At 43.0% G+C, this 22005-nt stretch carries 23 protein-coding genes and 3 pseudogenes; 14 read left to right on the forward strand and 12 right to left on the reverse strand.

Going from position 1 to position 22005, the window contains the following annotated elements; genetic code table 11:
- The first annotated feature begins 34 nt into the window (after nt 1-34).
- From rho to ACEWFH_RS02920, 4 genes are all read left to right on the forward strand, one after another.
- Entirely contained in the window at nt 35-1312 is a 1278-nt protein-coding gene (gene rho, locus ACEWFH_RS02905; RefSeq protein WP_473726030.1) for a transcription termination factor Rho, read from the forward strand.
- A gap of 112 nt (nt 1313-1424) precedes the next feature.
- Nucleotides 1425-1670, forward strand: a complete 246-nt coding sequence (locus ACEWFH_RS02910) for a type B 50S ribosomal protein L31 (protein ID WP_066399025.1) — start codon at nt 1425-1427, stop codon at nt 1668-1670.
- Between the two features lie 211 nt (nt 1671-1881).
- Nucleotides 1882-2508 carry a thymidine kinase gene (locus ACEWFH_RS02915; protein ID WP_473726031.1) on the forward strand — a complete coding sequence of 209 codons (627 nt, stop codon included), beginning with the start codon at nt 1882-1884 and terminating at the stop codon, nt 2506-2508.
- A gap of 300 nt (nt 2509-2808) precedes the next feature.
- The gene (locus ACEWFH_RS02920) at nt 2809-3279 is read left to right on the forward strand and encodes a hypothetical protein (protein WP_473726032.1); all 471 of its coding nucleotides are present in this window, start codon (nt 2809-2811) and stop codon (nt 3277-3279) included.
- Nucleotides 3280-3322: 43 nt separating this feature from the next.
- On the opposite strand, the gene ACEWFH_RS02925 is transcribed toward ACEWFH_RS02920, so the two are convergent.
- Nucleotides 3323-4657, reverse strand: coding sequence for an FAD-dependent oxidoreductase (locus ACEWFH_RS02925; RefSeq protein WP_473726033.1), 1335 nt, complete (start codon nt 4655-4657; stop codon nt 3323-3325).
- A gap of 152 nt (nt 4658-4809) precedes the next feature.
- Between ACEWFH_RS02925 and ACEWFH_RS02930 the strand changes: the two genes are divergently transcribed.
- The 5 genes and pseudogenes from ACEWFH_RS02930 to prmC all read left to right on the forward strand — a co-directional run bounded on the left by ACEWFH_RS02930 (nt 4810) and on the right by prmC (nt 9398).
- Complete coding sequence (locus ACEWFH_RS02930; protein ID WP_473726034.1) at nt 4810-5136, forward strand: hypothetical protein; 327 nt, start codon at nt 4810-4812, stop codon at nt 5134-5136.
- Between the two features lie 42 nt (nt 5137-5178).
- Entirely contained in the window at nt 5179-5820 is a 642-nt protein-coding gene (locus ACEWFH_RS02935; protein WP_473726035.1) for an MOSC domain-containing protein, read from the forward strand.
- 412 nt (nt 5821-6232) lie between these two features.
- Nucleotides 6233-7194, forward strand: a pseudogene (locus tag ACEWFH_RS02940) (S8 family peptidase).
- A 262-nt stretch (nt 7195-7456) separates the two neighbouring features.
- Complete coding sequence (gene prfA, locus ACEWFH_RS02945; protein ID WP_198768691.1) at nt 7457-8530, forward strand: peptide chain release factor 1; 1074 nt, start codon at nt 7457-7459, stop codon at nt 8528-8530.
- Nucleotide 8531: 1 nt separating this feature from the next.
- Nucleotides 8532-9398: a peptide chain release factor N(5)-glutamine methyltransferase gene (prmC, locus tag ACEWFH_RS02950; RefSeq protein WP_473726036.1), complete on the forward strand. Its 867-nt coding sequence runs from the start codon at nt 8532-8534 to the stop codon at nt 9396-9398.
- A 118-nt stretch (nt 9399-9516) separates the two neighbouring features.
- On the opposite strand, the gene rbsB is transcribed toward prmC, so the two are convergent.
- The 7 genes and pseudogenes from rbsB to ACEWFH_RS02985 all read right to left on the reverse strand — a co-directional run bounded on the left by rbsB (nt 9517) and on the right by ACEWFH_RS02985 (nt 15370).
- Nucleotides 9517-10434 carry a ribose ABC transporter substrate-binding protein RbsB gene (gene rbsB / locus ACEWFH_RS02955; RefSeq protein ID WP_473726037.1) on the reverse strand — a complete coding sequence of 306 codons (918 nt, stop codon included), beginning with the start codon at nt 10432-10434 and terminating at the stop codon, nt 9517-9519.
- A gap of 13 nt (nt 10435-10447) precedes the next feature.
- On the reverse strand, nt 10448-11404 hold the full coding sequence (rbsC, locus tag ACEWFH_RS02960) for a ribose ABC transporter permease RbsC (protein WP_473726038.1): 957 nt from the start codon (nt 11402-11404) through the stop codon (nt 10448-10450).
- Between the two features lies 1 nt (nt 11405).
- Nucleotides 11406-12887, reverse strand: coding sequence for a sugar ABC transporter ATP-binding protein (locus ACEWFH_RS02965; protein ID WP_473726039.1), 1482 nt, complete (start codon nt 12885-12887; stop codon nt 11406-11408).
- A gap of 15 nt (nt 12888-12902) precedes the next feature.
- Nucleotides 12903-13298, reverse strand: a complete 396-nt coding sequence (rbsD, locus tag ACEWFH_RS02970; RefSeq protein WP_473726040.1) for a D-ribose pyranase — start codon at nt 13296-13298, stop codon at nt 12903-12905.
- Nucleotides 13295-14173 (reverse strand): ribokinase, encoded by an 879-nt coding sequence (gene rbsK / locus ACEWFH_RS02975; protein WP_473726041.1) that lies wholly within the window; start codon nt 14171-14173, stop codon nt 13295-13297. The genes rbsD and rbsK overlap by 4 nt, the downstream gene beginning before the upstream one ends.
- Nucleotides 14166-15154: pseudogene (locus ACEWFH_RS02980) on the reverse strand (LacI family DNA-binding transcriptional regulator). Before ACEWFH_RS02980 ends, rbsK begins: the two are co-directional and overlap by 8 nt.
- 30 nt (nt 15155-15184) lie before the next feature.
- On the reverse strand, nt 15185-15370 hold the full coding sequence (locus ACEWFH_RS02985; RefSeq protein WP_473726042.1) for a hypothetical protein: 186 nt from the start codon (nt 15368-15370) through the stop codon (nt 15185-15187).
- Between the two features lie 193 nt (nt 15371-15563).
- Between ACEWFH_RS02985 and spoIIR the strand changes: the two genes are divergently transcribed.
- From spoIIR to ACEWFH_RS03000, 3 genes are all read left to right on the forward strand, one after another.
- Entirely contained in the window at nt 15564-16220 is a 657-nt protein-coding gene (spoIIR, locus tag ACEWFH_RS02990; RefSeq protein WP_473726043.1) for a stage II sporulation protein R, read from the forward strand.
- Nucleotides 16221-16375: 155 nt separating this feature from the next.
- Nucleotides 16376-16816, forward strand: a complete 441-nt coding sequence (locus ACEWFH_RS02995; RefSeq protein WP_473726044.1) for a GNAT family N-acetyltransferase — start codon at nt 16376-16378, stop codon at nt 16814-16816.
- A 121-nt stretch (nt 16817-16937) separates the two neighbouring features.
- Complete coding sequence (locus ACEWFH_RS03000) at nt 16938-17993, forward strand: L-threonylcarbamoyladenylate synthase (protein WP_473726045.1); 1056 nt, start codon at nt 16938-16940, stop codon at nt 17991-17993.
- Nucleotides 17994-18289: 296 nt separating this feature from the next.
- Here ACEWFH_RS03000 and ACEWFH_RS03005 read toward each other — a convergent pair whose 3' ends face one another.
- The 4 genes and pseudogenes from ACEWFH_RS03005 to ACEWFH_RS03020 all read right to left on the reverse strand — a co-directional run bounded on the left by ACEWFH_RS03005 (nt 18290) and on the right by ACEWFH_RS03020 (nt 20506).
- Nucleotides 18290-19258 carry a PAS domain-containing sensor histidine kinase gene (locus tag ACEWFH_RS03005; RefSeq protein ID WP_473727193.1) on the reverse strand — a complete coding sequence of 323 codons (969 nt, stop codon included), beginning with the start codon at nt 19256-19258 and terminating at the stop codon, nt 18290-18292.
- Nucleotides 19228-19329: pseudogene (locus tag ACEWFH_RS03010) on the reverse strand (hypothetical protein); the annotation flags it as partial. The pseudogene ACEWFH_RS03010 and the gene ACEWFH_RS03005, both read right to left, overlap by 31 nt.
- 26 nt (nt 19330-19355) lie before the next feature.
- Nucleotides 19356-20198 (reverse strand): PAS domain S-box protein, encoded by an 843-nt coding sequence (locus ACEWFH_RS03015; protein ID WP_473726046.1) that lies wholly within the window; start codon nt 20196-20198, stop codon nt 19356-19358.
- Nucleotides 20126-20506, reverse strand: coding sequence for a hypothetical protein (locus tag ACEWFH_RS03020; protein ID WP_473726047.1), 381 nt, complete (start codon nt 20504-20506; stop codon nt 20126-20128). The genes ACEWFH_RS03015 and ACEWFH_RS03020 overlap by 73 nt, the downstream gene beginning before the upstream one ends.
- A 195-nt stretch (nt 20507-20701) precedes the next feature.
- Between ACEWFH_RS03020 and ACEWFH_RS03025 the strand changes: the two genes are divergently transcribed.
- Both ACEWFH_RS03025 and ACEWFH_RS03030 read left to right on the forward strand, forming a co-directional pair.
- Complete coding sequence (locus ACEWFH_RS03025) at nt 20702-21244, forward strand: manganese efflux pump MntP (protein ID WP_473727194.1); 543 nt, start codon at nt 20702-20704, stop codon at nt 21242-21244.
- Between the two features lie 114 nt (nt 21245-21358).
- Nucleotides 21359-21967, forward strand: a complete 609-nt coding sequence (locus ACEWFH_RS03030; RefSeq protein WP_473726048.1) for a low molecular weight protein arginine phosphatase — start codon at nt 21359-21361, stop codon at nt 21965-21967.
- Nucleotides 21968-22005 lie beyond the last annotated feature (38 nt).

Below are 22005 nucleotides of genomic sequence, written 5' to 3' on the forward strand. Positions count from 1 at the left end.
AAGTTAGTTATTAATAGAAAAGCGTGGTGTCACTATGGGGATAGATTTAGCAACATTAGAGACAAAGAAGTTAAAAGAGCTTTATGAGCTTGCCAAACAATTTAATATTCAATATTACGGTAAATTAACAAAACGTGAATTAATGTTTTCAATTTTAAAGGCACAGGCAGAACTTGATGGTTATTCATTCATGGAAGGGGTATTGGAGATCATTCCGAACGAAGGATTCGGCTTCTTGCGTCCGATCAACTATTCACCGAGTTCTCAAGATATCTACATTTCTGCATCACAGATCCGCAGATTTGATCTAAGAAACGGAGATAAAGTTTCAGGGAAAGTTCGTCCGCCGAAAGAAAACGAGCGTTATTACGGACTTTTACAGGTTAACGCGGTTAATGGTGAAGATCCTGAAACGGCAAAAGAACGCGTGCATTTCCCTGCACTAACAGCTCTTTATCCGGAAAAGAAAATGGTCATGGAGACAACGGGCAACAATATTTCAACACGAATCATCGATATGATGGCTCCTGTTGGATTTGGTCAGCGTGGTTTGATCGTCGCTCCTCCAAAAGCAGGTAAGACGAGCTTGCTGAAGGAAATCGCACACAGTGTAACGACGAACAACCCGCAAGTGGAACTGATCGTTTTACTTATCGATGAGCGTCCTGAGGAAGTAACGGATATCGAGCGTTCTGTAAAAGGAGACGTTGTAAGTTCCACGTTTGATGAAGTACCAGAAAATCATATTAAAGTAGCAGAGCTTGTGTTAGAACGTGCGATGCGACTCGTTGAGCATAAAAAAGATGTTGTGATCTTGTTGGATAGCATTACGCGTCTAGCTCGTGCATACAACTTGGTGATTCCGCCAAGCGGCCGTACACTATCTGGTGGTATCGACCCGGCAGCGTTCCACCGTCCGAAGCGTTTCTTCGGTGCTGCTCGTAACATCGAAGAAGGTGGTAGCTTAACGATTTTAGCGACTGCTCTTGTTGATACAGGTTCCCGTATGGATGATGTCATCTACGAGGAGTTCAAAGGAACAGGAAACATGGAGCTTCACTTAGACCGCAAGCTGGCTGAGCGCCGTATTTTCCCTGCGATCGACATTCGCCGTTCTGGAACGAGAAAAGAAGAGATGCTTATCGCAAAAGATCATCTTGAGGCACTTTGGTCGATTCGTAAGACGATGGATGACTCGTTCGATTTCGTAGATAAGTTTATGAAGCGCATGCGCAAAACAGAAAACAACGAAGAGTTTTTCGAGCTGTTTGAGAGTGAAAAAAGGGAACGCCAAAAAGAGCTAAACCCGTAACCAACTAACGAAAAAGTATGGTTGCAAATGGGTTTTGTCCCTGTTATACTATTTTTATGTGTTTATAACTCTGTCTCCGCATAGGAAACAGGGCAGAAGGAGTGGAATTAGAATGAAACAAGGAATTCATCCGAATTATAAAAAGGTTATCTTTGTTGACGCTCAAAGCGGATTTAGCTTCCTTTCAGGTTCAACTTTGTCTTCAAGCGAGACAATGAAATGGGAAGACGGTAACGAATATCCAGTAATTAAAGTGGATGTTAGTTCTGACACTCACCCGTTCTACACAGGACGTCAGAAGTTCTCTGATGTTGGTGGACGTGTTGACCGCTTTAAGAAGAAATACAACCTTAAGTAATTTGTTGCAAGTAAAAGGGCAGGAGTCTTTCTTGCCCTTTTTTCTTTTATATAAACAAACATTTTCAGACTCGGTAACTGTATTGATGGACCGGGTTTTTTATACGCCTTAAAAGGAGTAAAGCACTCCTATACCGAACGATTAAGTATGAGAAAACAGAAGCAAAATCGTACATACTAAGGGAAAGATTGTTGCGAAAGGGGAGCAGGCCATGTATGTAATGAAACAAAATGGCTGGATCGAATTGATTTGCGGCAGCATGTTCTCTGGAAAGTCAGAAGAACTCATTCGCCGTGTAAGAAGGGCAACGTATGCCAAGCAAAAAGTACAGGTGTTTAAGCCGCTGATTGATAACCGCTACAGCGAGGAGTCAGTTGTATCTCATAACGGGACAGCTGTAATGGCTGAGCCTGTTGGACGATCTGTTGAGATTTTAAAAAATGTTTTACCTGAAACAGAAGTAGTTGCGATCGATGAAGTGCAATTCTTTGATGAAGATATCATTCCGGTTGCTCAAGAGCTTGCGGATCAAGGACTGCGCGTCATTGTTGCTGGACTTGACCAAGACTTTAAAGGCGAGCCGTTTGGACCTGTTCCAAAGATGATGGCCCTTGCTGAACATGTGACAAAGCTTCAGGCGATCTGCATGGTTTGTGGCTCTCCTGCTAGCCGTACACAGCGTTTAATCGACGGCAGACCCGCTTCTTACGATGATCCCGTGATCTTAGTAGGCGCATCCGAGTCATACGAACCGCGCTGCCGCCATTGTCACGAAGTACCAGGAAAGAAAAGAAACCTCCTTTCAGGCGCAGAGAGCTTAGAAGGTCGGTTGAAATAATTGATTAAGTCTGAAAGCTATGTGCTTTTGGGCTTTTTTGGTTGGTTGAAATAAAAAGGCGTGTCGAGTTTTGCTGTATTTTGTCAACTCGCTTATATAACGTTAAAATTCGCCGTATTATGGCTAAAACTCGCCGTATTACTTCAAATTCTCGCCGGATTATCCATCTATTTTCTTGAATTAACTTGTGCACACTACCTTTAACTTCAAAAAGGTCCAGTTTCACCTAGCGAAACTGCTCACCAAACAACATAAACACCTCCCAATCAGGAAATCCTAACGATATGGGAGGTGTTTATAGTGAAAAAGGCAATTTATGCACCGCTTTTTGCGCTATTGGTAACAACAGCATGTTCACCTATGCAGTCTTTTAAAGAAGAAGGCGCAAAAATTGAGCCTGCAGCTCATGAAGATAAACGGGATGTTCGGGATAACCTGTTTGGTCATGGAATTATAAATTACCACCTAACGAAAAATGAGCCACGTAACAGTTATAGTTTTGACACGAACATGAATCCAAGTGATTATCGGACAATGAATTCAACACGTTTCGATTTGTCTGATGATCAGGATATGATTCGTCAAGCTGTTGTGGATGCGTCTGGTATTAACCCGCAAATGGTAACCATTAACGGGAATTATGCTCACATTCATGTCAATGTGCCGCATGATATGTCCAAAAAGGAACGTGCTGCAACACATCGTAAAATTATGAATGCCGTTGAACGTGCAGTTCCTCGATATAATTTCTCTCTAAAAATAGACCATTAGTGGGAAATAAAACGGGAAATGGGGTCAGACCCCATTTCCCATTTTATTTCCCAAGTCTTCTCGCGGCCTGCTGAATCGGATCCCATGAACCGTTGTAAGGCGGGGCGTATGATAAATCTAAATCCGCCAGCTCCTCGACGTCCATCTCATGATAGAGAGCTGTCGCTAAAACATCGATTCGTTTATCCACGCCTTCTTCTCCGATAATTTGACCACCTAATAGCTTCTTCGTTTCTTTATGATAGGTTAATTTTACTTCTAATTTTTTTGGATCAGGATAATATCCAGCATGACTTTTCGTTGTAATCTTAATCTCATCAAATGGAATGTTGAGTTTTTCTGCTTCTTTGTTCGATAATCCTGTTTTTCCGAGTGTTAAGTCCATAAATTGAATAATGGAGGATCCTACAATTCCTTTAAAATGCTTCTCAACACCGGCCATGTTCAGTCCTGCGATCCGGCCTTGCTTATTAGCGGTCGTTCCAAGCGGGATATGGTCATTGAGTTTTTTTACACGGTGATAATGGGTTGCGCAATCACCAGCCGCATAAACGCCATCCACATTCGTTTCCATACGCTCATTCACAACGATAACTCCCTGCTCGTTTAGAGCCACATTCGTATTTTTCAAAAAGTCTGTGTTCGGTGTCACACCTACAGAAACAATCACTAGGTCTGTTGGATAATCTTTTTTGGCTGTTTTCACAAATTGGACGTGATCATCGCCTTTAAAACCGAGCACTTCTTCCTCTAAGCAAAGTTCGATGCCATGTTTCTCAGCTTCTTCATGAATGAATGGAGCGAAATCTTCATCAAAGATACTGCCAAGCTGATTGCTGCGCTGGATGATTCGTACACTTTTACCGAGTCTGAGCACGTTTTCGGCCATTTCGAGACCGATGTAGCCGCCACCGATAATCGTCACGTTTTGCACATCTTTTAATCCAGCCATTAGTTCCTCAGCGTCAGGAATCGTTTTGAGCGGATAGATGCCTTTTAGATGAACCCCCATCCATTGTTTCGGGATAATCGGCCGCACACCTGTGGCAACCAATAGCTTATCATATTCCACTTCGAACGGTTTCCCTGTTTTCGTATGTATGCCAGAGACCGTTTTGGATACCGTGTTCACCGCATTTACTTCGTGAAACGTACGTGCGTCCATTCCGTATTTTTCACGGAACGTCTCAATACTGCGAGCGATAAGTTTTTCGGTAGAAGGGATGAGCCCGCCTACGACATAAGGAAGTCCGCATTGTCCATAGGAGTAGATCCCGCCTTTTTCAAGAACGGTTATATCTGCGTTTTCTGTGTTCCTGACAATCTGCATCGCGGCACTCATGCCAGCTGCGTCTCCTCCAATAATGCAATATTTCATCTGATCAGCTCCTTACATCTCTCTAACAATATAGTATTCCCATTGTCTTAAAAAAGTAACTTTACGTGTATGATGACACAACTCTCTCGCTTTTGACCAACAAGAAGTATGGACTTAAAACGAACTATGATAGTAGAAAGAGGTGGTGGACTGTGCTAGAAATTAAATCGAACGGAACGGACTGGAATGCACCGGTTCAACCGATTCATACACTGTTAAAAAAATTGGAACAAAAACCATTAGACCCTGTTTATGAAGGTATGGGGAATTTTATTATTAAATATAAACATGAGCATCAGACGGATAATCCCCGTTATGTAGGGTGTACACACTTTCTTGGTCATTTTGCGACGATTCCTTATGTGTTCAATGTGATTACGAATGAAAAAGTAGTCATAGAGGAGTTAACGAAAGCGATTCGAATGAACCAAGAGCGTATCGATTATGAGCAATTACGTCGGAATATTTTTTCCTATTAATTTCCTTTTGTCCTGTGCTATGCTTTTTGTGAGGTGAGGGGAATGAAGGGAAAAGTAGCTTCGTTAAACATAAAGCTTCCTGAACAAGTAGCGACATCGAGCAAGACTTTTTTCACAGCGTACAATAAAATTCCGCAGCAACAGCCGGTCTTTTTACATAAAACGCATTTTGAGGGAGACGGTGTTGGAGATAGAGTTCATCATGGGGGACTGGATCAAGCAGTTTGTGTGTATCCGTTCGAGCATTATGAAAAGTGGAACGCTGAGCTAAAGCTGGAAAACCCGCTTACGATTCCAGCATTCGGAGAAAACATTACACCTATAGGGTTTACAGAAGACGATGTGTGTATTGGTGATGTTTTTCAAATGGGCAGAGCAGTCGTGCAAATTACACAGCCTCGCCAACCATGTAATACATTAGCATCCATTCTTTGCCGTCCTGATATGATCAAAAAGGTTGTAAACACAGGCCGTACCGGATATTACCTTCGTGTTTTACAAGAAGGAATAGTTACAGCATGTGATGAGATGGTGCGAATCGAAAAACACTCCGCTGGGATTTCTGTAACAGAAACCAATCAGATCAAGTATGGATTTGAAAAAGACCCCGAAAAAATTCAGCGTTTGATTGAAGTGAAAGAATTGGCTGAATCGATGAGACAATCTTTATTAAAAAGAACTTAAAACTTTTATTATAACACCTTGTCTAAAAGGAATCATTTGGGAAAATGGTTCTTTTTTTAGGTGCTTTATTTCATTGTATAGAACATCATTTTCCCAATTTTTGATATCGTCATTCATGGTACAATTAATCGGTAATAGTCAAACAATTCTGAATTATACATAGCGGGCCCGGGACCTGACCACCAAGAGCACATGGTTTGATTGTTATAAAATCATGATTGGGGGAAAAGAAATGAAAAAAACTGTATTACGCACGTTTAGTGCTATTCTCAGTTTGTTGTTTGTCCTATCCTTATTGGTAGGAAATCTCCATTTCTCTGCATCAGCAGCAACGGTTGAAAAAGGACCGAAAAACTTCCTCGTTGGTTTTAAATCAGATATTCAAACAGCTCAAGTAAATAACATCAAAAAAATGGGTGGACAGGTTAAGCATCAGTATAAGTTTATGGATACGATGCTTGTTTCAATGCCAGAAGCGGCAGCTGAAGCTTTAAAGAAGAACCCGAATGTTTCTTATGTAGAAGAAGACAGAATCGCGTATAAAACGGCTCAATCTACGCCTTGGGGAATTACACATATTAAAGCAAATCAAGTTCATGCGACTGGAAACACAGGATCAGGTGTTAAAGTAGCGATTTTAGATACGGGAATTGATGCAAGTCATCAAGATTTAAACGTACGTGGCGGTGCTAGCTTTGTACCAAGTGAGCCAAATGCATTAGCTGATGGTGATGGCCATGGCACACACGTTGCAGGTACAGTAGCAGCACTTAATAACACGACAGGTGTTCTTGGTGTAGCTTATTCAGCTGACCTATATGCGGTAAAAGTTTTAGACAGTACTGGAAGCGGAACATACAGCGGCATCATTCAAGGAATTGAGTGGGCTGTTGCTAACAATATGGATGTGATCAACATGAGCTTAGGTGGTAGCTCTGGTTCAACAGCGCTTCAGCAAGCTTGTGATAATGCATATAACTCTGGTGTGCTGGTGGTAGCCGCAGCCGGAAACTCAGGAACAAAGGGAAGAGAAACACGATCGGCTATCCTGCGAAGTATGCTTCAGTAATGGCTGTTGGAGCGGTTGACTCTAACAATGCGCGCGCTTCGTTTTCGAGCGTTGGTACTGAACTTGAAGTGATGGCACCGGGTGTTAGTATTTTAAGTTCTGTGCCAGGCAACCAGTATGCGAGCTACAACGGGACGTCAATGGCTTCACCACACGTGGCTGGGGCGGCGGCACTTATTATGGCTGGCAACCCTGGACTAACAAACGTTCAAGTTCGCCAAAAGCTCGTCAATACAGCGAAACCGCTTGGTGACTCTTTCTATTATGGAAAAGGTGTCATTGATGTGTATGCGGCAACTCGTTAACTAAAATAGAGCTGACACTTCCCCAGATCCAAGGGAATGTGTTGGCTTTTTTGTACTATCAGAAACTATAACTTGTTTCCAAGATGATTTTCGACGTAGCAACAAGTTTAAGACGATAGTATAAGTTCAACTAAATCTGACTTGAAAGGCTTGGCGTCAGCCAAGTTTTCTTTATTGGTTTCCATTACTTTTTGCTTTTGACTGTAAGGAGTCTCTATACTATAATTATACTGTTATGCATATAAAACAGAGGTGAAAAACCATGTTAGAACGTTTAGAGACGATTGAAGCAAGATATGACAAGTTAAATGAATTACTCAGTGACCCTGAGGTTATAAATGATACGAACAAGCTGCGCGATTATTCAAAAGAGCAATCTTCCCTTCAAGAAACGGTAGCGGTTTATCGTGAGTTTAAAGAAGCGAAAGAGCAATTGGATGAAGCTAAAATGATGCTCGAAGATAAGCTTGATGCTGAAATGACTGCGATGGTAAAAGAAGAGATCTCTGGTCTTAACCAACAGATCGAAGAGTTTACCGCTCAGTTAAAGATTCTATTGCTTCCAAAAGATCCGAACGACGACAAGAACGTTATCGTCGAGGTTCGTGGTGCAGCAGGTGGAGACGAGGCAGCTCTTTTTGCAGGCGACCTTTACCGTATGTACACACGCTATGCAGAGATGCAAGGATGGAAGTCCGAAGTAATCGAAGCTTCATACACAGAACTTGGCGGATACAAAGAGATCATCTTTATGATCAATGGTGCTGGGGCTTATTCGAAGCTTAAATATGAAAACGGCGCACACCGTGTTCAGCGTGTCCCTTCAACAGAATCAGGCGGACGTATCCATACGTCTACAGCGACGGTTGCTGTACTTCCAGAGGCTGAGGAAGTTGAAGTTGAGATTCACGAAAAAGACGTTCGTGTTGATACGTTTACATCTTCTGGTCCTGGGGGTCAGTCTGTAAACACGACTCAATCAGCGGTTCGTTTAACACATGTTCCTACAGGTACGGTTGTATCGTGTCAGGATGAGAAATCACAGATCAAGAACAAAGAAAAAGCGATGAAGGTTCTTCGTGCGCGTGTTTATGATAAGATTCAACGAGAAATACAAAAAGAGTACGATGAGACACGTAAGAGTGCGGTAGGATCAGGTGACCGTTCAGAGCGTATTCGTACGTACAACTTCCCGCAAAACCGTGTTACCGATCACCGTATCGGCTTAACGATTCAAAAGCTTGATCAGATCCTTCTTGGTAAGATGGATGAGTTCGTTGAAGCACTCATTACAGAAGACCAAACAAGCAAGATGAAAGCTCAGGCGGACGCGTAAAATGAGTACAAAAGTTCATGAAGCCCTCGCGTGGGCTTCTTCTTTTTTAGCTGAAAACGGACGTGAAGGGTTTGCGGCAGAAATTTTGATGAGGCATGTATTGGGCGATGTGAACCGGACGGAAATGCTGATGCGACTACACGATGTGATGGATGAAGATGTTCATGCTGAACTTAAGACTGCAGTCGAGCGCCATGTTGAAGGGGAACCCGTTCAGTACATTACGGGCAAGGAAGAGTTCTATGGCCGAACGTTTTCTGTGAACGAAGAAGTATTGATTCCACGCCCTGAAACGGAAGAATTGGTCGAGCATATGCTGACGCTAATATCTGAACATTTTGATGATGATGAGCCCGTATCTGTTGCAGATATTGGTACAGGAAGCGGTGCGATCTCGATATCCTTAGCGCTTGAAAACGAGCGATTGGACGTGTATACGGTTGATATTGCTCAGGAGTCAATAGAGGTAGCGAAGGGGAATGCCGACCGGCTCGGTGCAAAAGTTACTTTCCTGCACGGCGACCTGCTGCAGCCTTTTATTGAACGAGGCAAGAAACTGGATGTAGTCGTTTCAAACCCACCTTATATTCCGGATCATGAGATAGCAGTCCTCGAAACCATCGTAAAAGATCGAGAGCCGATGAGAGCATTAAGCGGCGGGGAAGACGGCTATGTGTTTTACAGAAGGTTTATGGAGGAGCTTCCGCTCGTTCTGAAAGAAAAGGCGATTGTTGGCTTTGAAGTTGGAGCAGGGCAGGGTGAGACGGTTGCGGATATGCTGCGTGAAACCTTCCCTAGTGCTGAAGTTTATGTAAAAGAAGATATCAGCGGCAAAGATCGTATGGTTTTTGCGCTGCTTGGGAAATAATGTGGGAAATGGGGTCTGACCCCGGGTCAGACCCCAAACAATTTACACACAATTCAAATCAAAAAAGAAGAGGCCGACTCGGCCTCTTCTTTTTTTCGATTTTTATTACTTCCTCATCTTATTCCTTCACCATCAACTTAAGCGGTGCGGCAATCTTCTTTTCTACTTTCTTTCCAGCTAGTACGTCTGACGCTGCTTTTACAGCGAGTTCACCGATCAGCACAGGCTGTTGAGCGACCGTTGCTGCTAGTTTGCCTTCTTTTACAGCATTCACCGCATCATCATTTCCGTCAAACCCAACGACTAACACATCGCGACCTGAGCTGTTGATCGCTTGCAAAGCACCTAGTGCCATCTCATCGTTATGAGCGAAGACTGCTTTGATGTCTGGATTTCCTTGAAGGACGTTCTCCATAACGTTTAATCCTTTTGTTCGGTCAAAGTCAGCTGATTGTTTGGCAGCGACATCTAGCTTCTGATCTGCCACGTTATGAAATCCTTTTCCGCGTTCACGCGTCGCGGATGCTCCTGGTACACCTTCTAACTCAGCGACTTTTGCCCCTTCACCAAGCTGCTTCACTATAAAATCACCTGCAATTTGGCCGCCTTTTACGTTATCAGAGGCAACGAGTGTTGCTACATCTCCTTTATCCGTTGAACGGTCGAGCGTAACAACCGGAACGCCGATGTTGTTTGCTGATTGAACAGCAGTTGAGATTGCTGCTGAATCTGTAGGGTTGATTAATAGGGCATCAATTCCTTGCTGTAATAGATCTTCAACATCGTTTACTTGTTTAGCAGAGTCATTTTGTGCATCCACGACAACCACTTCAGCACCTTGTTTTTTCGCTTCATCGATAACACCATTTTTCATTGAAACGAAGAACGGATTGTTAAGCGTCGAAACGGATAAACCGATCTTAATCTTTTCTCCGTCTCCTTTTTTGGCTGGCTTCGCCCATGAAGGGGGCTCTAAAGAACAAGCACCTAATAAGAAAACGGACAGAGACATCATAATTAATAAAGCTTTTTTCATCTTTTGAACCCTCCTATGCTGCTTTTTTACGATCAATTAATACGGCGATCAGGATAACGACACCTTTTACGACCATTTGGAAGAATGAAGATACGCCTAGCAAGTTCAGACCGTTGTTCAGCGTTCCAATAATCAAGGCACCAATCAATGTTCCGACAATCAAACCGCGTCCGCCTGATAGGCTTGTCCCGCCTAGAACGACCGCAGCGATCGCATCTAACTCATAAGACGTTCCGGCAGTTGGCTGTGCAGAGTTCAAACGAGATGTTAAAATCGCACCGGCTAATGCCGCAAGAAGTCCAGCTAGAGAATAGATCATCACTTTTACTTTTGTAACTTTAATACCTGAAATGATAGCCGCTTTCTCGTTTCCGCCGATCGCGTATGTTTTACGTCCGAACGGTGTTTTGTGAAGGATCACCCAAAATAATGCGAAAGAAAGAATCATCGTGATCGCTGGGACTGGAATACCTAAGAAATAACCTCGTCCGAACAGTTGGAATAAATAGTTCTCACCAAGACCTGTAATTGGGTTGCCGTCTGTATAAACTAAAGTTAATCCACGGAAAATCGTCATAGTTGCAAGTGTTGCGATAAAAGGAGCCATTTTACCTTTTGTGATCAACAGACCGTTAATTGCGCCCATCACAGCTCCAAGCAAACATCCAATCAAGATGGCGAGCATCGGATCCATTCCGGATACGATCATACCAGCCATTAACGCACTGGAAAGCGCTAGAATCGCACCGACGGATAAGTCGATACCGCCTGTTAAAATAACGAATGTCATACCGAACGCAATAAGTGCATTAATCGCCACTTGGCGAAGCAAGTTTAATAAGTTTAGTGGTTCTAGGAAACTTGGATTCAGGACCGATACAATAACGACAAGGATGATTAAGCCTAAGAATGGTCCAAGCTTCTGCGTGATATTATCTACATGATTCACTTTTGCGGGTGTTGTTTTCATATTACTGTCCTCCCGTTGCATATGTCATAATCTTTTCTTGCGTGGCTTCATTCTTAGGAAGCTCACCATTGACTTTGCCTTCGTGAACGACCAGGATACGGTCGCTCATACCAAGAACTTCTGGCAGTTCGGACGAAACCATGATAATGGCTACACCGCGATCGGTAAGCTCATTCATCAGTTGATAGATTTCACGTTTTGCACCAACATCAACACCTCTTGTCGGTTCGTCCAAAATTAATACCCTTGGTCCGATCCCAACCCATTTGGCGATAACGACTTTTTGCTGGTTACCACCTGATAAGTTTTTCGCGGAGGTTTCACCAGATTCGGTTTTAATCCGCAGACGTTTGATCAGCATTTCTACAAAGTCTGTTTCTGTTTTATAATCGATGACTCCATTTTTCGAAAAACTGGTTAAGTTCGGCAGCGCCATATTTTCACGAATGGAGAAATCCAGAACCAGTCCTTCATTTTTCCGGTCTTCTGTAATAAAACCGATTCCGCGTTTCACCGCCTCAAACGGGCTTTTGATCGACACTTTCTGACCGTTGATCCAAATCTCTCCGGAGTCCAGCTTATCGAGGCCGAACAACGCTCGCATGATCTCTGTTCGACCAGCTCCCATCAGTCCGGCAACTCCAACAATTTCACCAGATTTTACCGAAAAATTCACATCATCAAAAACACCTTGTCTCGTGGCATTCTTAACTTCTAAAACGGTCTGACCAATGTTCGGATTGCGCTCTGGATAACGATCTGTCAGTTCACGGCCTACCATTTTACGAACGACTTCATCAAAGTTGGTTTCTGAGACCGTTTTCGTATCTACCGTTTTACCGTCGCGCATCACCGTGATGCGGTCACAAATTGCGAAGATCTCTTCCATTCGGTGAGAGATATAAACAATCGACACGCCTTCTTTCCGAAGTGCGTTGATCACGTTAAATAACTTTTCTATCTCACGCTCTGTAAGGGCTGCAGTAGGCTCGTCCATAATGATCACTTTTGCATTTGTCATGAGAGCTTTTGCGATTTCAATCATTTGCTGCTCACCGACTGAGCAGAGACCGGCTTCTTTATCGAGCGGGATCGTTACCGCCAGCTTTTCAAATTGCTTTTTTGCCAGCGCTTTCATTTCTTTTGATTTTAAAAGGCCGAACGGTGATCGTAATTCTTTTCCGATAAAAAGGTTATCGAGCACCGTCATGTCAGGCCATACGTTCAGCTCTTGGTGAATAAACGCAATCCCTTGCTGTTCAGCTTTCTTCGGATTATCAAAATAGCGTTCTTCGCCATCAATTACTATTGTTCCAGAATCCCGTTTGTGAAGGCCGGTCAGAATGTTCATCATCGTTGATTTTCCTGCGCCGTTTTCCCCCATTAAGGCATGAACTTCGCCTTCTTGCAGATCAAAGTGAACACCGGTTAATACTTGGTTGGCACCAAATGCCTTATAGATATCTTTCATTTGAATATGCATGACAATCACCTCTTTCTAGAAGATTACACCTGCTTGTAAAATACAGTTTGCGTACGGTGTGACTTCACCTGTGCGAATCACCACTTTTGCATGCTTTGTTTTTTCTTTGAAATCTTCATGCGATATAAAATCAATCTCTGTATTTGAAAAAGTTTTCTTCATGAATTCTTGAGTTTTTTCGTTGTTTTTTTGAATTTCATTCGCTAAAATCACTTTTTCAACAACCATATCGTTATTTACAGCTTGAACGACATCTGCAAAACTCGGGACACCGAGCGTTAAAGCAAGATCGATTCGAGGCACATCACTTGGAATCGGAAGTCCAGCATCAGCAATCACGATAAGATCGGTATGACCAAGGTCACTTAACACTTTTGAGATATGACTGTTTAACATTCCGTGTCGTTTCATAATGTTTCCTCCACTTCTTTTCGAAGCGGCATTCCGCCTTGTGCGCCAAACTTCGTGACCGATAGGGAAGCCGCTCGGTTAGCGAATCGAAGGCTGTCGCTGATGCTTTTGCCCTCCGCTAAAGCCACAGCTAGTGCGGCGTTAAATGTATCACCTGCACCTGTAGTGTCGACAGCTTCAACTGAATAAGAGGGAACGAGCACCTCTTTTTCACCATCATGATATCGAACCCCATCTTTACCCTCTGTAATAAAAACTTTGTTTGGATATTGCTTTAATGCCTCTTCTGTCGATAAACCATTAAACAATATCGCCGCTTCATGTTCATTTGGTGTGATGTAGCTCGCTTTGTCTATCACATTTTGTGAAAGCGGGCGAGCAGGTGCAGGGTTCAGCAGCAATGAAACACCTTGTTCTGTACAAATTTCACTAACGTATTCAACCGTTTCTTCTGGAATCTCTTGCTGAATGAGCACCATATCCGCTTGTTGTATAAGGTCCAGTGACTCTTTCACATAGTGGGGTGTCACAAGATCATTTGCGCCTTTTACAACCACGATGCTGTTGTCACCTTCAGCTAAGATGATATGAGCCGTACCGCTCTCTGTTTCTGTAACCGGTTCCACACTGGTTACATCAACACCGTTTTGTTTGAAGTTCTCTAAGATGCTAGCTCCATAATGATCATCGCCTACACATCCGATCATGGATACGGCTGCGCCTAGACGAGCGGCTGCGACCGCCTGGTTCGCTCCTTTTCCTCCGGGTACGGTTTTAAATGATGATCCTAAAACCGTTTCTCCCGCTCCAGGTCGCTTATCCGATGTAACGACTAAATCCATTGAAGAACTCCCAATGACCACAATTTTAACCATTTGTATCAACCTTTCTTGTTGTGTTTCGATCTATAAACGTAACAGGCATCTGAATATGCTGTTGTTCAATTTTTTCTTTGTTGATGATTTTCACTAGCAGTTGTGCCGCTTCTTTTCCCATTTCATAAGCTGGCTGGCGAATGGTGGATAGGGAAGGGAACAACAAGCTGCTTTGCGGAATATCGTCAAAACCGATAATCTGCAGGTCCTCTGGAATCGTTCTTCCGAGTCGAAGCGCTTCATGTAAAACGGCTGTTGCCACAATATCATTGCTCGCTAGCACACCATCTGTATCAGGGTACGTCGCAAACAGTTCCTTTGCCCATTTCTCTGCGTCTTCAAAAGCAAACGAAGTCGTAGTTATCACATGAAAATCAACGGTTGACTGACTTAACGCTTCTAACGCCCCTTGAAAACGGTCTTGAGCAGGTTGGATGTGCGCCGGACCTTTTAAGAGCGTGATCCGCTTGCTTCCTCTTTTACGATTTCTTCTGCTGCTATTCTGCCGCCTTCTTTGCCGTCCGCATAAACCGACGGATAATCATTCGATGTACGGTCTAGAAAGACAACAGGAATAGAAAGGTCTTTATAATTATTTTTCGTTTTATTATTCGTTGCTGAAATGATTCCGACCACATTGTTTTGGATAAATGTGTTCAAGTAATCCATCTCTTTTTCGGCGTTTTCATCACTGTTTCCAAACAATAAACGGTATCCGCCTTTTTGCATTTCGTCTTCAACACCTCTTGCAAGCTGTGGGAAGAACGGGTTCGTTATGTCTGGCAGCAGTAAACCGATCAGCTTTGATTTCTTTTTAAAAAGGGAACGGGCTACTTCATTAGGGCTGTACTTTAACTCTGCAACGGCAGCCATCACTTTTTTGCGTGTATCGTCATGTACATAACCTGTTTCATTCAGCACACGTGATACGGTCGCAACAGATACGCCCGACTTCTTTGCTACATCACGAATGGTAACCAATTTTTCGCCTCCTCCCAAATATGTAACCGTTTACACATTTAAGTTAACATGAATGAAAGTGTTATGCAAGTTGGTAAATGTTTCTTGTGATTTATGCTTGAAAGTGGTTGATTTCCGCTCCAGGTTGCTCGCTTTCCGCGGGCAGGCGGTGAGCCCCTTGCCGCTTTGCGCCCTTAAGGGTCTCACCTGACCGCTTGTCCCGCAGGAGTCTCGCACCTTGCGCTCCAATCAACTTGTCAATGATGACAAAAAAATAATCCAAAAGCTAACATTATTTAAATTAAAGTAACGAATCGTGAGGAGATTTTCTTTTGTCGAATCAGACAGAACGAATTTTACTAGATTACTAGTATGAAATTTTTGCGTGGTGTCCAAACTGTGGTTAGATACGACGGGGGAGGAAAAAACGATGAAAAAACGCAATCATTTCTTTATTCTTGTTCTTATTTCTTTAGCGGTGATGTTCCTATTTTTTGAAACTCAAACAAAAGTGGCAAACGCAACAATGAATGCCTCTGTTAAGATACCAGATGAGTCGATCAGACTTCGCATACTAGCAAACAGCAACACGGATGCTGATCAAAAGCTTAAGCGCGAGATTCGAGACGAAGTGAACGCGCAGATCACAACTTGGGTAGGCGAGCTATCCACCATTTCAGAAGCACGCGAGATCATTCGTAAACAGCTGCCAGCGATTGAAAAAATCGTTCAAACTAAGCTGGATGAAGCAGGACTGGAAAAGACGTTTTCGGTGGAACTAAACAAGGTCGCTTTTCCTACTAAAATGTATGGCGAGTTCATCTATCCGGCAGGTCAATATGAAGCAGTATTAATCACACTTGGAGAAGGCGAAGGGAAGAACTGGTGGTGTGTTCTTTTTCCTCCATTATGTTTCTTAGATTTTGAAAATGGTGATGCTGTAAAAGAAAACAAAAACAGTAAAGCGGATGTTACGGAAACAGCTTCAGCAGAAGAAACGGATCAAACGGACGAAATCCAGACTAAATTCTTTGTAGTAGAACTATTTCATAGCCTTGTTAGCGCAGTGGGCTCCTTATTCTCTTAAATGTGCATAAGTTCCTCCCTATTTTCATAGATTATAGAAAATGAAGAGGGTAACCGGATGGTGGTTAGCCTTCTTTTTTAATAATGATTCATAACATATGCGTGAAAAACAGCCAAACGAGGCTGAAATCATATAAGGAATAGGGGAGTAGAATTATGACCATTATTTTAAGGCAGGCTATGCAACACGAGGCGAAAGACTTGTTGCAGCTCGTTGGAAAAGCTGGACTTCAGTCAGAAGGAATTAAAGACAGCATTGAAAACTATCTCGTTGTTGTGAATGATGCAGGCGAAACCATTGGGACAGTAGGATTAGAACGGATAGGCAAAGATGGTTTGCTGCGATCTTTCGTGCTGAAACAGAAATATTCGTCTGAAACGCTTCTCCTTAAACTCATTGATAAAATTTTGGTATACTCAAAAGATAAAGGAGTCGAAACTCTTTATTTACTTACAAAAGCCGTGCACATGTTTGAAGCACTTTCTTTTAAAATCATTCCGAAAGATAAAGTGCCTCCTCACATCGAAAGTGCGGATCATGTTAAAAATAATGCATCATCAGGAGCAGAACTTTTAGCGTACGCATTGGATTCTTAGACGTTTGTCAACAAGTTGTCCACAATTTACGACAAATTGTGTATAACTCTGTGGATATAAAAGTTTTGCAGTTCACCTTTTAATGATAAGGTTGGCCTGAGTAGTAGAAAGGATTTAACTCATGAAATCATTCCAAACGGAACGCTGGGCTGTGGATAAAACAGAACAATCACTAACAACTCATCCACATGTTATTCAAGCTTCCTTGTGGATAAATAAGAATGAAGTGATAGCTATACCAACTGAAACGGTTTACGGCCTTGCTGGAAATGCGAGAAGCGATGAGGCGATCTCACGCATTTTTGAAGCGAAAGGAAGACCGAGTGATAATCCGCTCATCGTCCATATTTCGGATCGATCGCAATTAAAGGGGCTTGTTTCTTCTATACCTGCCGCAGCTGAAAAACTAATGGACAGGTTTTGGCCAGGCCCATTAACGATCGTGCTGCCAAAAGGAGAAGAAGTAAGCGAAAAGGTCACAGCTGGGTTATCCACAGTTGCAGTCCGTATGCCTGACCACGAGATTGCTCTTGCGGTGATTGAAGCTTCAGGTGTTCCGCTTGCTGCACCTAGTGCCAACCTATCTGGTAAACCGAGCCCAACAACTGCGGATCACGTTTATGAAGATCTAAAGGGAAGAATTCCTGGAATTGTGGATGGAGGGTCAACAGGGGTTGGCGTTGAATCCACAGTTGTAGAGTGCACGAATGATCTCGTTACGATCTTAAGACCTGGTGGAATCACGTTAGAAGAGCTAGAGAAAGTAGCTGGAGTGGGCCATGTCGTTGTTGATCCTGGTCTGGAGAACGAGCAGTATGCACCAAAGTCACCAGGTATGAAATATACACACTATGCACCGGATGCACCGTTCGTTCTTGTGGATGGAAGTCCTGAGTTCTTGCAGCAGCTTGTGGATAAAGAGCGGACCGCGGGACGGAAAATTGGAATTCTTACGACCGTAGAAAGAATGGATTTTTATAAAGCAGACAGTGTCATTCCAGCGGGGAAGCGGTCTAACCCAGAAACAGTGGCACAGCATCTATATGAAGCATTAAGAGCATTTAATGAAGCAGGAGTTGACCAGATTTTTGGGGAAGTTTTTCCGAAAACGGGAGTCGGCGTTGCAATTATGAATCGTCTCGAAAAATCGGCTGGTGGACATATAGTAAAAGAATAGATAGAAGGGACCTGATCCAATGTATATGCATGGAGAAGGTCCTTTTTATGTAAATTTACTTCTTTTCTGCGAACTAACCGCCAAGAATCCTCACATCTGTCAAATTCCGGGGTCTTGTCAGGCGGTTTTTCTGCAGCTGCTAGGCCAGGATGTTGCTATTTACGAGGTAATTCATTTTATTTACGAGGTAATCCAAAATATATACGTGTATAGCACTCATAAATCCGTAGATAAAATTATTTATCCGATTTTCGACAAATTTCGCTACCTTATCTCATAAAAAAAGCCTGCGTCATTTAAGACACAGGCTTGTTTGTATGGATCGGAAGCAAGATTGAAAAGGTTGTGCCCTCGTCAATCTTGCTGTCGATTAGAATTTTACCGTGATGGTTTTCTACGATCTTATAACAGATCATGAGGCCGAGGCCGGTTCCTTTTTCTTTTGTGGTATAAAAAGGTTCGCCAAGCGTCGGCAGGCGTTCTTCTGGAATGCCGCACCCATGATCGATAAAGGAAGCCATCACATTATTGCCTTGTTTTTGAAGATGAATATGTACGGAACCACCCGTAGGCATCGCTTCAATCGCATTTTTCAGCATGTTCACAAACACTTGCTTAATCTGATTATCGACACACCAAATCTCAGGCAGATCGGGTTCGCTCTCAAAATAGATCTGAACATTTGTTAATATGGCTTGCGTATCAAGAATTGAGATAACGTGTTTTAACAACTGACGGAGATCCGTTTGAGTAAAGTTCATCGCTTGGGGTTTCGCGAGTAGCATGAACTCCCCAACAATGCTGTTGATTCGGTCGATCTCGGAAAGCATGATCTCATAATAATCTTCGTTTTCAGAAGCCCTCGACTGAAGAAGCTGTAAAAAACCGCGAATCGAAGTGAGCGGGTTGCGGATCTCATGCGCAACTCCAGCGGCAAGCTGTCCAAGTACAGACAATTTATCAGACTTTCTGAGCATCTCTTCTGTCTTTTTGCGTTCGGTCAGATCACGTGCGACAACAACGCAAGAATCGGGCTGATCGGTATCGTTCGCGATCGGCGTTGCATTGGCCTCAAGGGTGACCCAGTGCCCGTGGGCATGTTTGCAACGTACTTCAAACTTCACCGGCTTTTGTGTTTGAACCATTTCATTGATGGCCATTCTTACTTTTGGTCTGTCATCGGAATGGAAAAAGCCTTGAATCTTTTTGCCATCGTATAGGGACGGATCAAAGCCTAGTAGCAGGCGGTTAGAAGGGAGACGTATTTTACGTTTCCTTCTAAATCTACAACACCTACTAAATCCGTCGTATTCTCTGCGATGATCCGGTACTTTTCTTCGCTTTCTTTTAATGCTTTTTCCTTTAATTTTTTTCCGTTATATCACGTGAGATGGCAGAAAGAGCGACGACTTCACCGTTTTCGCCATAAATCGGGCTTAAGGAAAGGCTTACATTTAAACGTTTGCCGCATTTCGTTAAGCGAATCGTCTCAACACCTTTGACATAGCCGCCATGTTTAACAATCGTCATCAGTCTCTCTGATTCAGCTGCTTTATCTGCAGGGACAACAGGCAGTATGTGTGAAGTCAGGTTGCTGAGTTCGTCTTGTGACCATCCATAATTGAATTCAAACGCTGGATTCACTTTTACAGAGTAATTCGTTAGATGAACGACTGAAATCGCATCACTAGAATGATAGATGACCGATTCAAGCAAGTCCTTTGTTTCTCGCAGTTCTTTTACTGCTTCTCGTCTTGCGGTTACGTCTTTTGCGATCCCGAACACACCAAGCACTTTGTTTAACACGATGATCGGGGTGAGCGTGAACGTGATCTGGCGGATGCTGCCGTTCTTTTGCCTAATCCGTGTTTCATGCATTTTTGACTTACCTTTTAAAGCGTCGTTAAATTGATCGATCGCAATCGCTTTTCGGTCAGGCATCATGAACGGATCAAAGGTCATGTTTAGCAGTTCGGTTTCACTGTATCCGGTAAGAATAGTACATGCTTTGTTAACGGTCGTAAACTTACCGTCCATATCCAGAGAAAATAAGGCATCGATGTTGTGATCCATCAAGGAACGGAAGCGTTGTTCGCTTTCAGCCAGCTGTGTTTCGATGGATACCCGTTCGCTCAAATCCACACAGAACCCATACACTTCGGTAACAGCACCATCTTTATTATAAATAGGGCTAATCGCAGCCAAAAAGGAATGCCGTTCAACGCTGCTTCGTACGTAAGACTTTCTCCGTTCAGTGCTCTTTCGTACATTTCCTTTTTAAAAGCGACCATTTCTTCCGGAAAGATTTCTTCTATTCTCTTTTGTAATACGTTTTCCCGCTTGAGACCAAACAAGTCAAAAAGTTCGCCTTCGCTCTCGGTCATAATAAGATCTTCATTCTGCTTCATACATCGAAAAGTCATGCTTTTTTGCCGAGATAAACCGGTCTGAAAGGGAGACGACCGCCACATGTCTTTTCCTTTTTCCGTTATGGCCGATGCGTTATGGACCATCCTTGTTCCTCTCCTTTACGTACAGAGTTATATCCTTTTATATACGATATAAATCCCATTATCCCTTCCTCTATAGCGGTAAAGAGTTCATTTTTTCAGGCCTTCAACGGCTTGTATGTTTTTTAGTCTTTTTAAAAGTAGACATGCATAGGTTGGAAGTATGATGGTTAAAGGAGTGGGAACTAGTTGGCAACGATGGGAGAATGGATGACGCTTTTGTTTATGTCTGTTGCGCTAGGTATGGACGCTTTTTCAATTGGCCTGGGCATGGGAATGTTATCACTTCGATTAAAGCAGATTATGAAAATAGGGATTACGATCGGGCTTTTCCATATGCTGATGCCGCTTGCCGGAATGACGATCGGAAAACAAATCTCTCTCCACTTTGGTGATATTGCGGCGATCATTGGCGGAGTTTTGCTCGTCATACTCGGTGTAACGATGATTCGTTCTTCATTTTCAAGTGATGACGAACCGTTCGTACAGCCGATCGGTATCGGTTTATTGGTCTTTGCGCTTAGTGCGTCCTTAGACAGCTTTTCTGTAGGATTGTCATTAGGAATCTATGGTGCAAAAACATGGCTCACCATTCTAATGTTCGGTATGATGAGCATGCTCTTAACATGGGCTGGATTGATTATGGGAAAGAAAGTGCAAAAGTGGCTCGGTTCGTATGGTGAAGCCTTTGGCGGATGTATCCTGCTCGCTTTTGGTGTGAAGATACTGTTTCCGTTTTAATAAAACCCTTATAAACGGTCTCTCTTTTTTTATCAATAAACCGATGATATACTTAATAGAATAACGTTATCCCAGATAAAAATGGGGAAAGATAGAATATGAGGTGAATCCACCATGAATGTGTTATTTATTTGTACAGGCAATACTTGCCGCAGCCCGATGGCAGAGGCGATTTTACGTGAAAAAGGAAAAGGCAAATTCAACGTTAAGTCTGCAGGCGTATTCGCTGGGAACGGTGCGGTGATGAGCTCAAATGCTTCACACGCCCTTTCAGAGAGAAAGATCAAAGAAAGCCACCAGTCACAAGGCGTATCCGATTATCTGATCGAATGGGCGGACCTCATATTGACGATGACAGAAAGCCACAAACACGCTCTTGTCGGACGATGGCCGGATGCAGTGAATAAGACCTACACATTAAAAGAATATGTTCTCGATGAGGAAGATCAAAAGAGAATTGAAGAAATTTATGAGCTATACACAGAAATCGAGATGCTGAAGCTACAATATATGTCCAAGGATTCTGCGGATGAAGAAGTAAGGCAGGCATTTGAGAGAGAAGTAAGGCCACTCGTTGAAAGGCGAATGAAACTGGAGAGTGCTGTTCCATCTCTAGACATTACCGATCCGTTCGGCGGACCTCTTCACCTTTATCAGGAAACGAGAGATGAGATTGAAGCACTTATTGAAAAATTAATGAAAAAAGACGATAGCAAGAAGTAGTAAGACATAATTAAGTAAGGCTGTCCTAAATTGCCGTG

Source organism: Fictibacillus sp. EA-CB0309 (genome assembly GCF_055814265.1).

Coding starts and splice junctions, on each gene's coding strand:
- ACEWFH_RS02965 (WP_473726039.1), bottom strand. CDS start 12,887: ATGCATATTCAAATGAAAGATATCTATAAGGCATTTGGTGCCAACCAA.
- ACEWFH_RS02915 (WP_473726031.1), top strand. CDS start 1,882: ATGTATGTAATGAAACAAAATGGCTGGATCGAATTGATTTGCGGCAGC.
- ACEWFH_RS02910 (WP_066399025.1), top strand. CDS start 1,425: ATGAAACAAGGAATTCATCCGAATTATAAAAAGGTTATCTTTGTTGAC.
- prmC (WP_473726036.1), top strand. CDS start 8,532: ATGAGTACAAAAGTTCATGAAGCCCTCGCGTGGGCTTCTTCTTTTTTA.
- ACEWFH_RS03030 (WP_473726048.1), top strand. CDS start 21,359: ATGAATGTGTTATTTATTTGTACAGGCAATACTTGCCGCAGCCCGATG.
- ACEWFH_RS03020 (WP_473726047.1), bottom strand. CDS start 20,506: ATGGTCCATAACGCATCGGCCATAACGGAAAAAGGAAAAGACATGTGG.
- ACEWFH_RS03000 (WP_473726045.1), top strand. CDS start 16,938: ATGAAATCATTCCAAACGGAACGCTGGGCTGTGGATAAAACAGAACAA.
- spoIIR (WP_473726043.1), top strand. CDS start 15,564: ATGAAAAAACGCAATCATTTCTTTATTCTTGTTCTTATTTCTTTAGCG.
- rho (WP_473726030.1), top strand. CDS start 35: ATGGGGATAGATTTAGCAACATTAGAGACAAAGAAGTTAAAAGAGCTT.
- ACEWFH_RS03025 (WP_473727194.1), top strand. CDS start 20,702: ATGGGAGAATGGATGACGCTTTTGTTTATGTCTGTTGCGCTAGGTATG.
- rbsB (WP_473726037.1), bottom strand. CDS start 10,434: ATGAAAAAAGCTTTATTAATTATGATGTCTCTGTCCGTTTTCTTATTA.
- rbsK (WP_473726041.1), bottom strand. CDS start 14,173: ATGGTTAAAATTGTGGTCATTGGGAGTTCTTCAATGGATTTAGTCGTT.
- rbsC (WP_473726038.1), bottom strand. CDS start 11,404: ATGAAAACAACACCCGCAAAAGTGAATCATGTAGATAATATCACGCAG.
- ACEWFH_RS02935 (WP_473726035.1), top strand. CDS start 5,179: ATGAAGGGAAAAGTAGCTTCGTTAAACATAAAGCTTCCTGAACAAGTA.
- prfA (WP_198768691.1), top strand. CDS start 7,457: ATGTTAGAACGTTTAGAGACGATTGAAGCAAGATATGACAAGTTAAAT.
- rbsD (WP_473726040.1), bottom strand. CDS start 13,298: ATGAAACGACACGGAATGTTAAACAGTCATATCTCAAAAGTGTTAAGT.
- ACEWFH_RS02925 (WP_473726033.1), bottom strand. CDS start 4,657: ATGAAATATTGCATTATTGGAGGAGACGCAGCTGGCATGAGTGCCGCG.
- ACEWFH_RS02995 (WP_473726044.1), top strand. CDS start 16,376: ATGACCATTATTTTAAGGCAGGCTATGCAACACGAGGCGAAAGACTTG.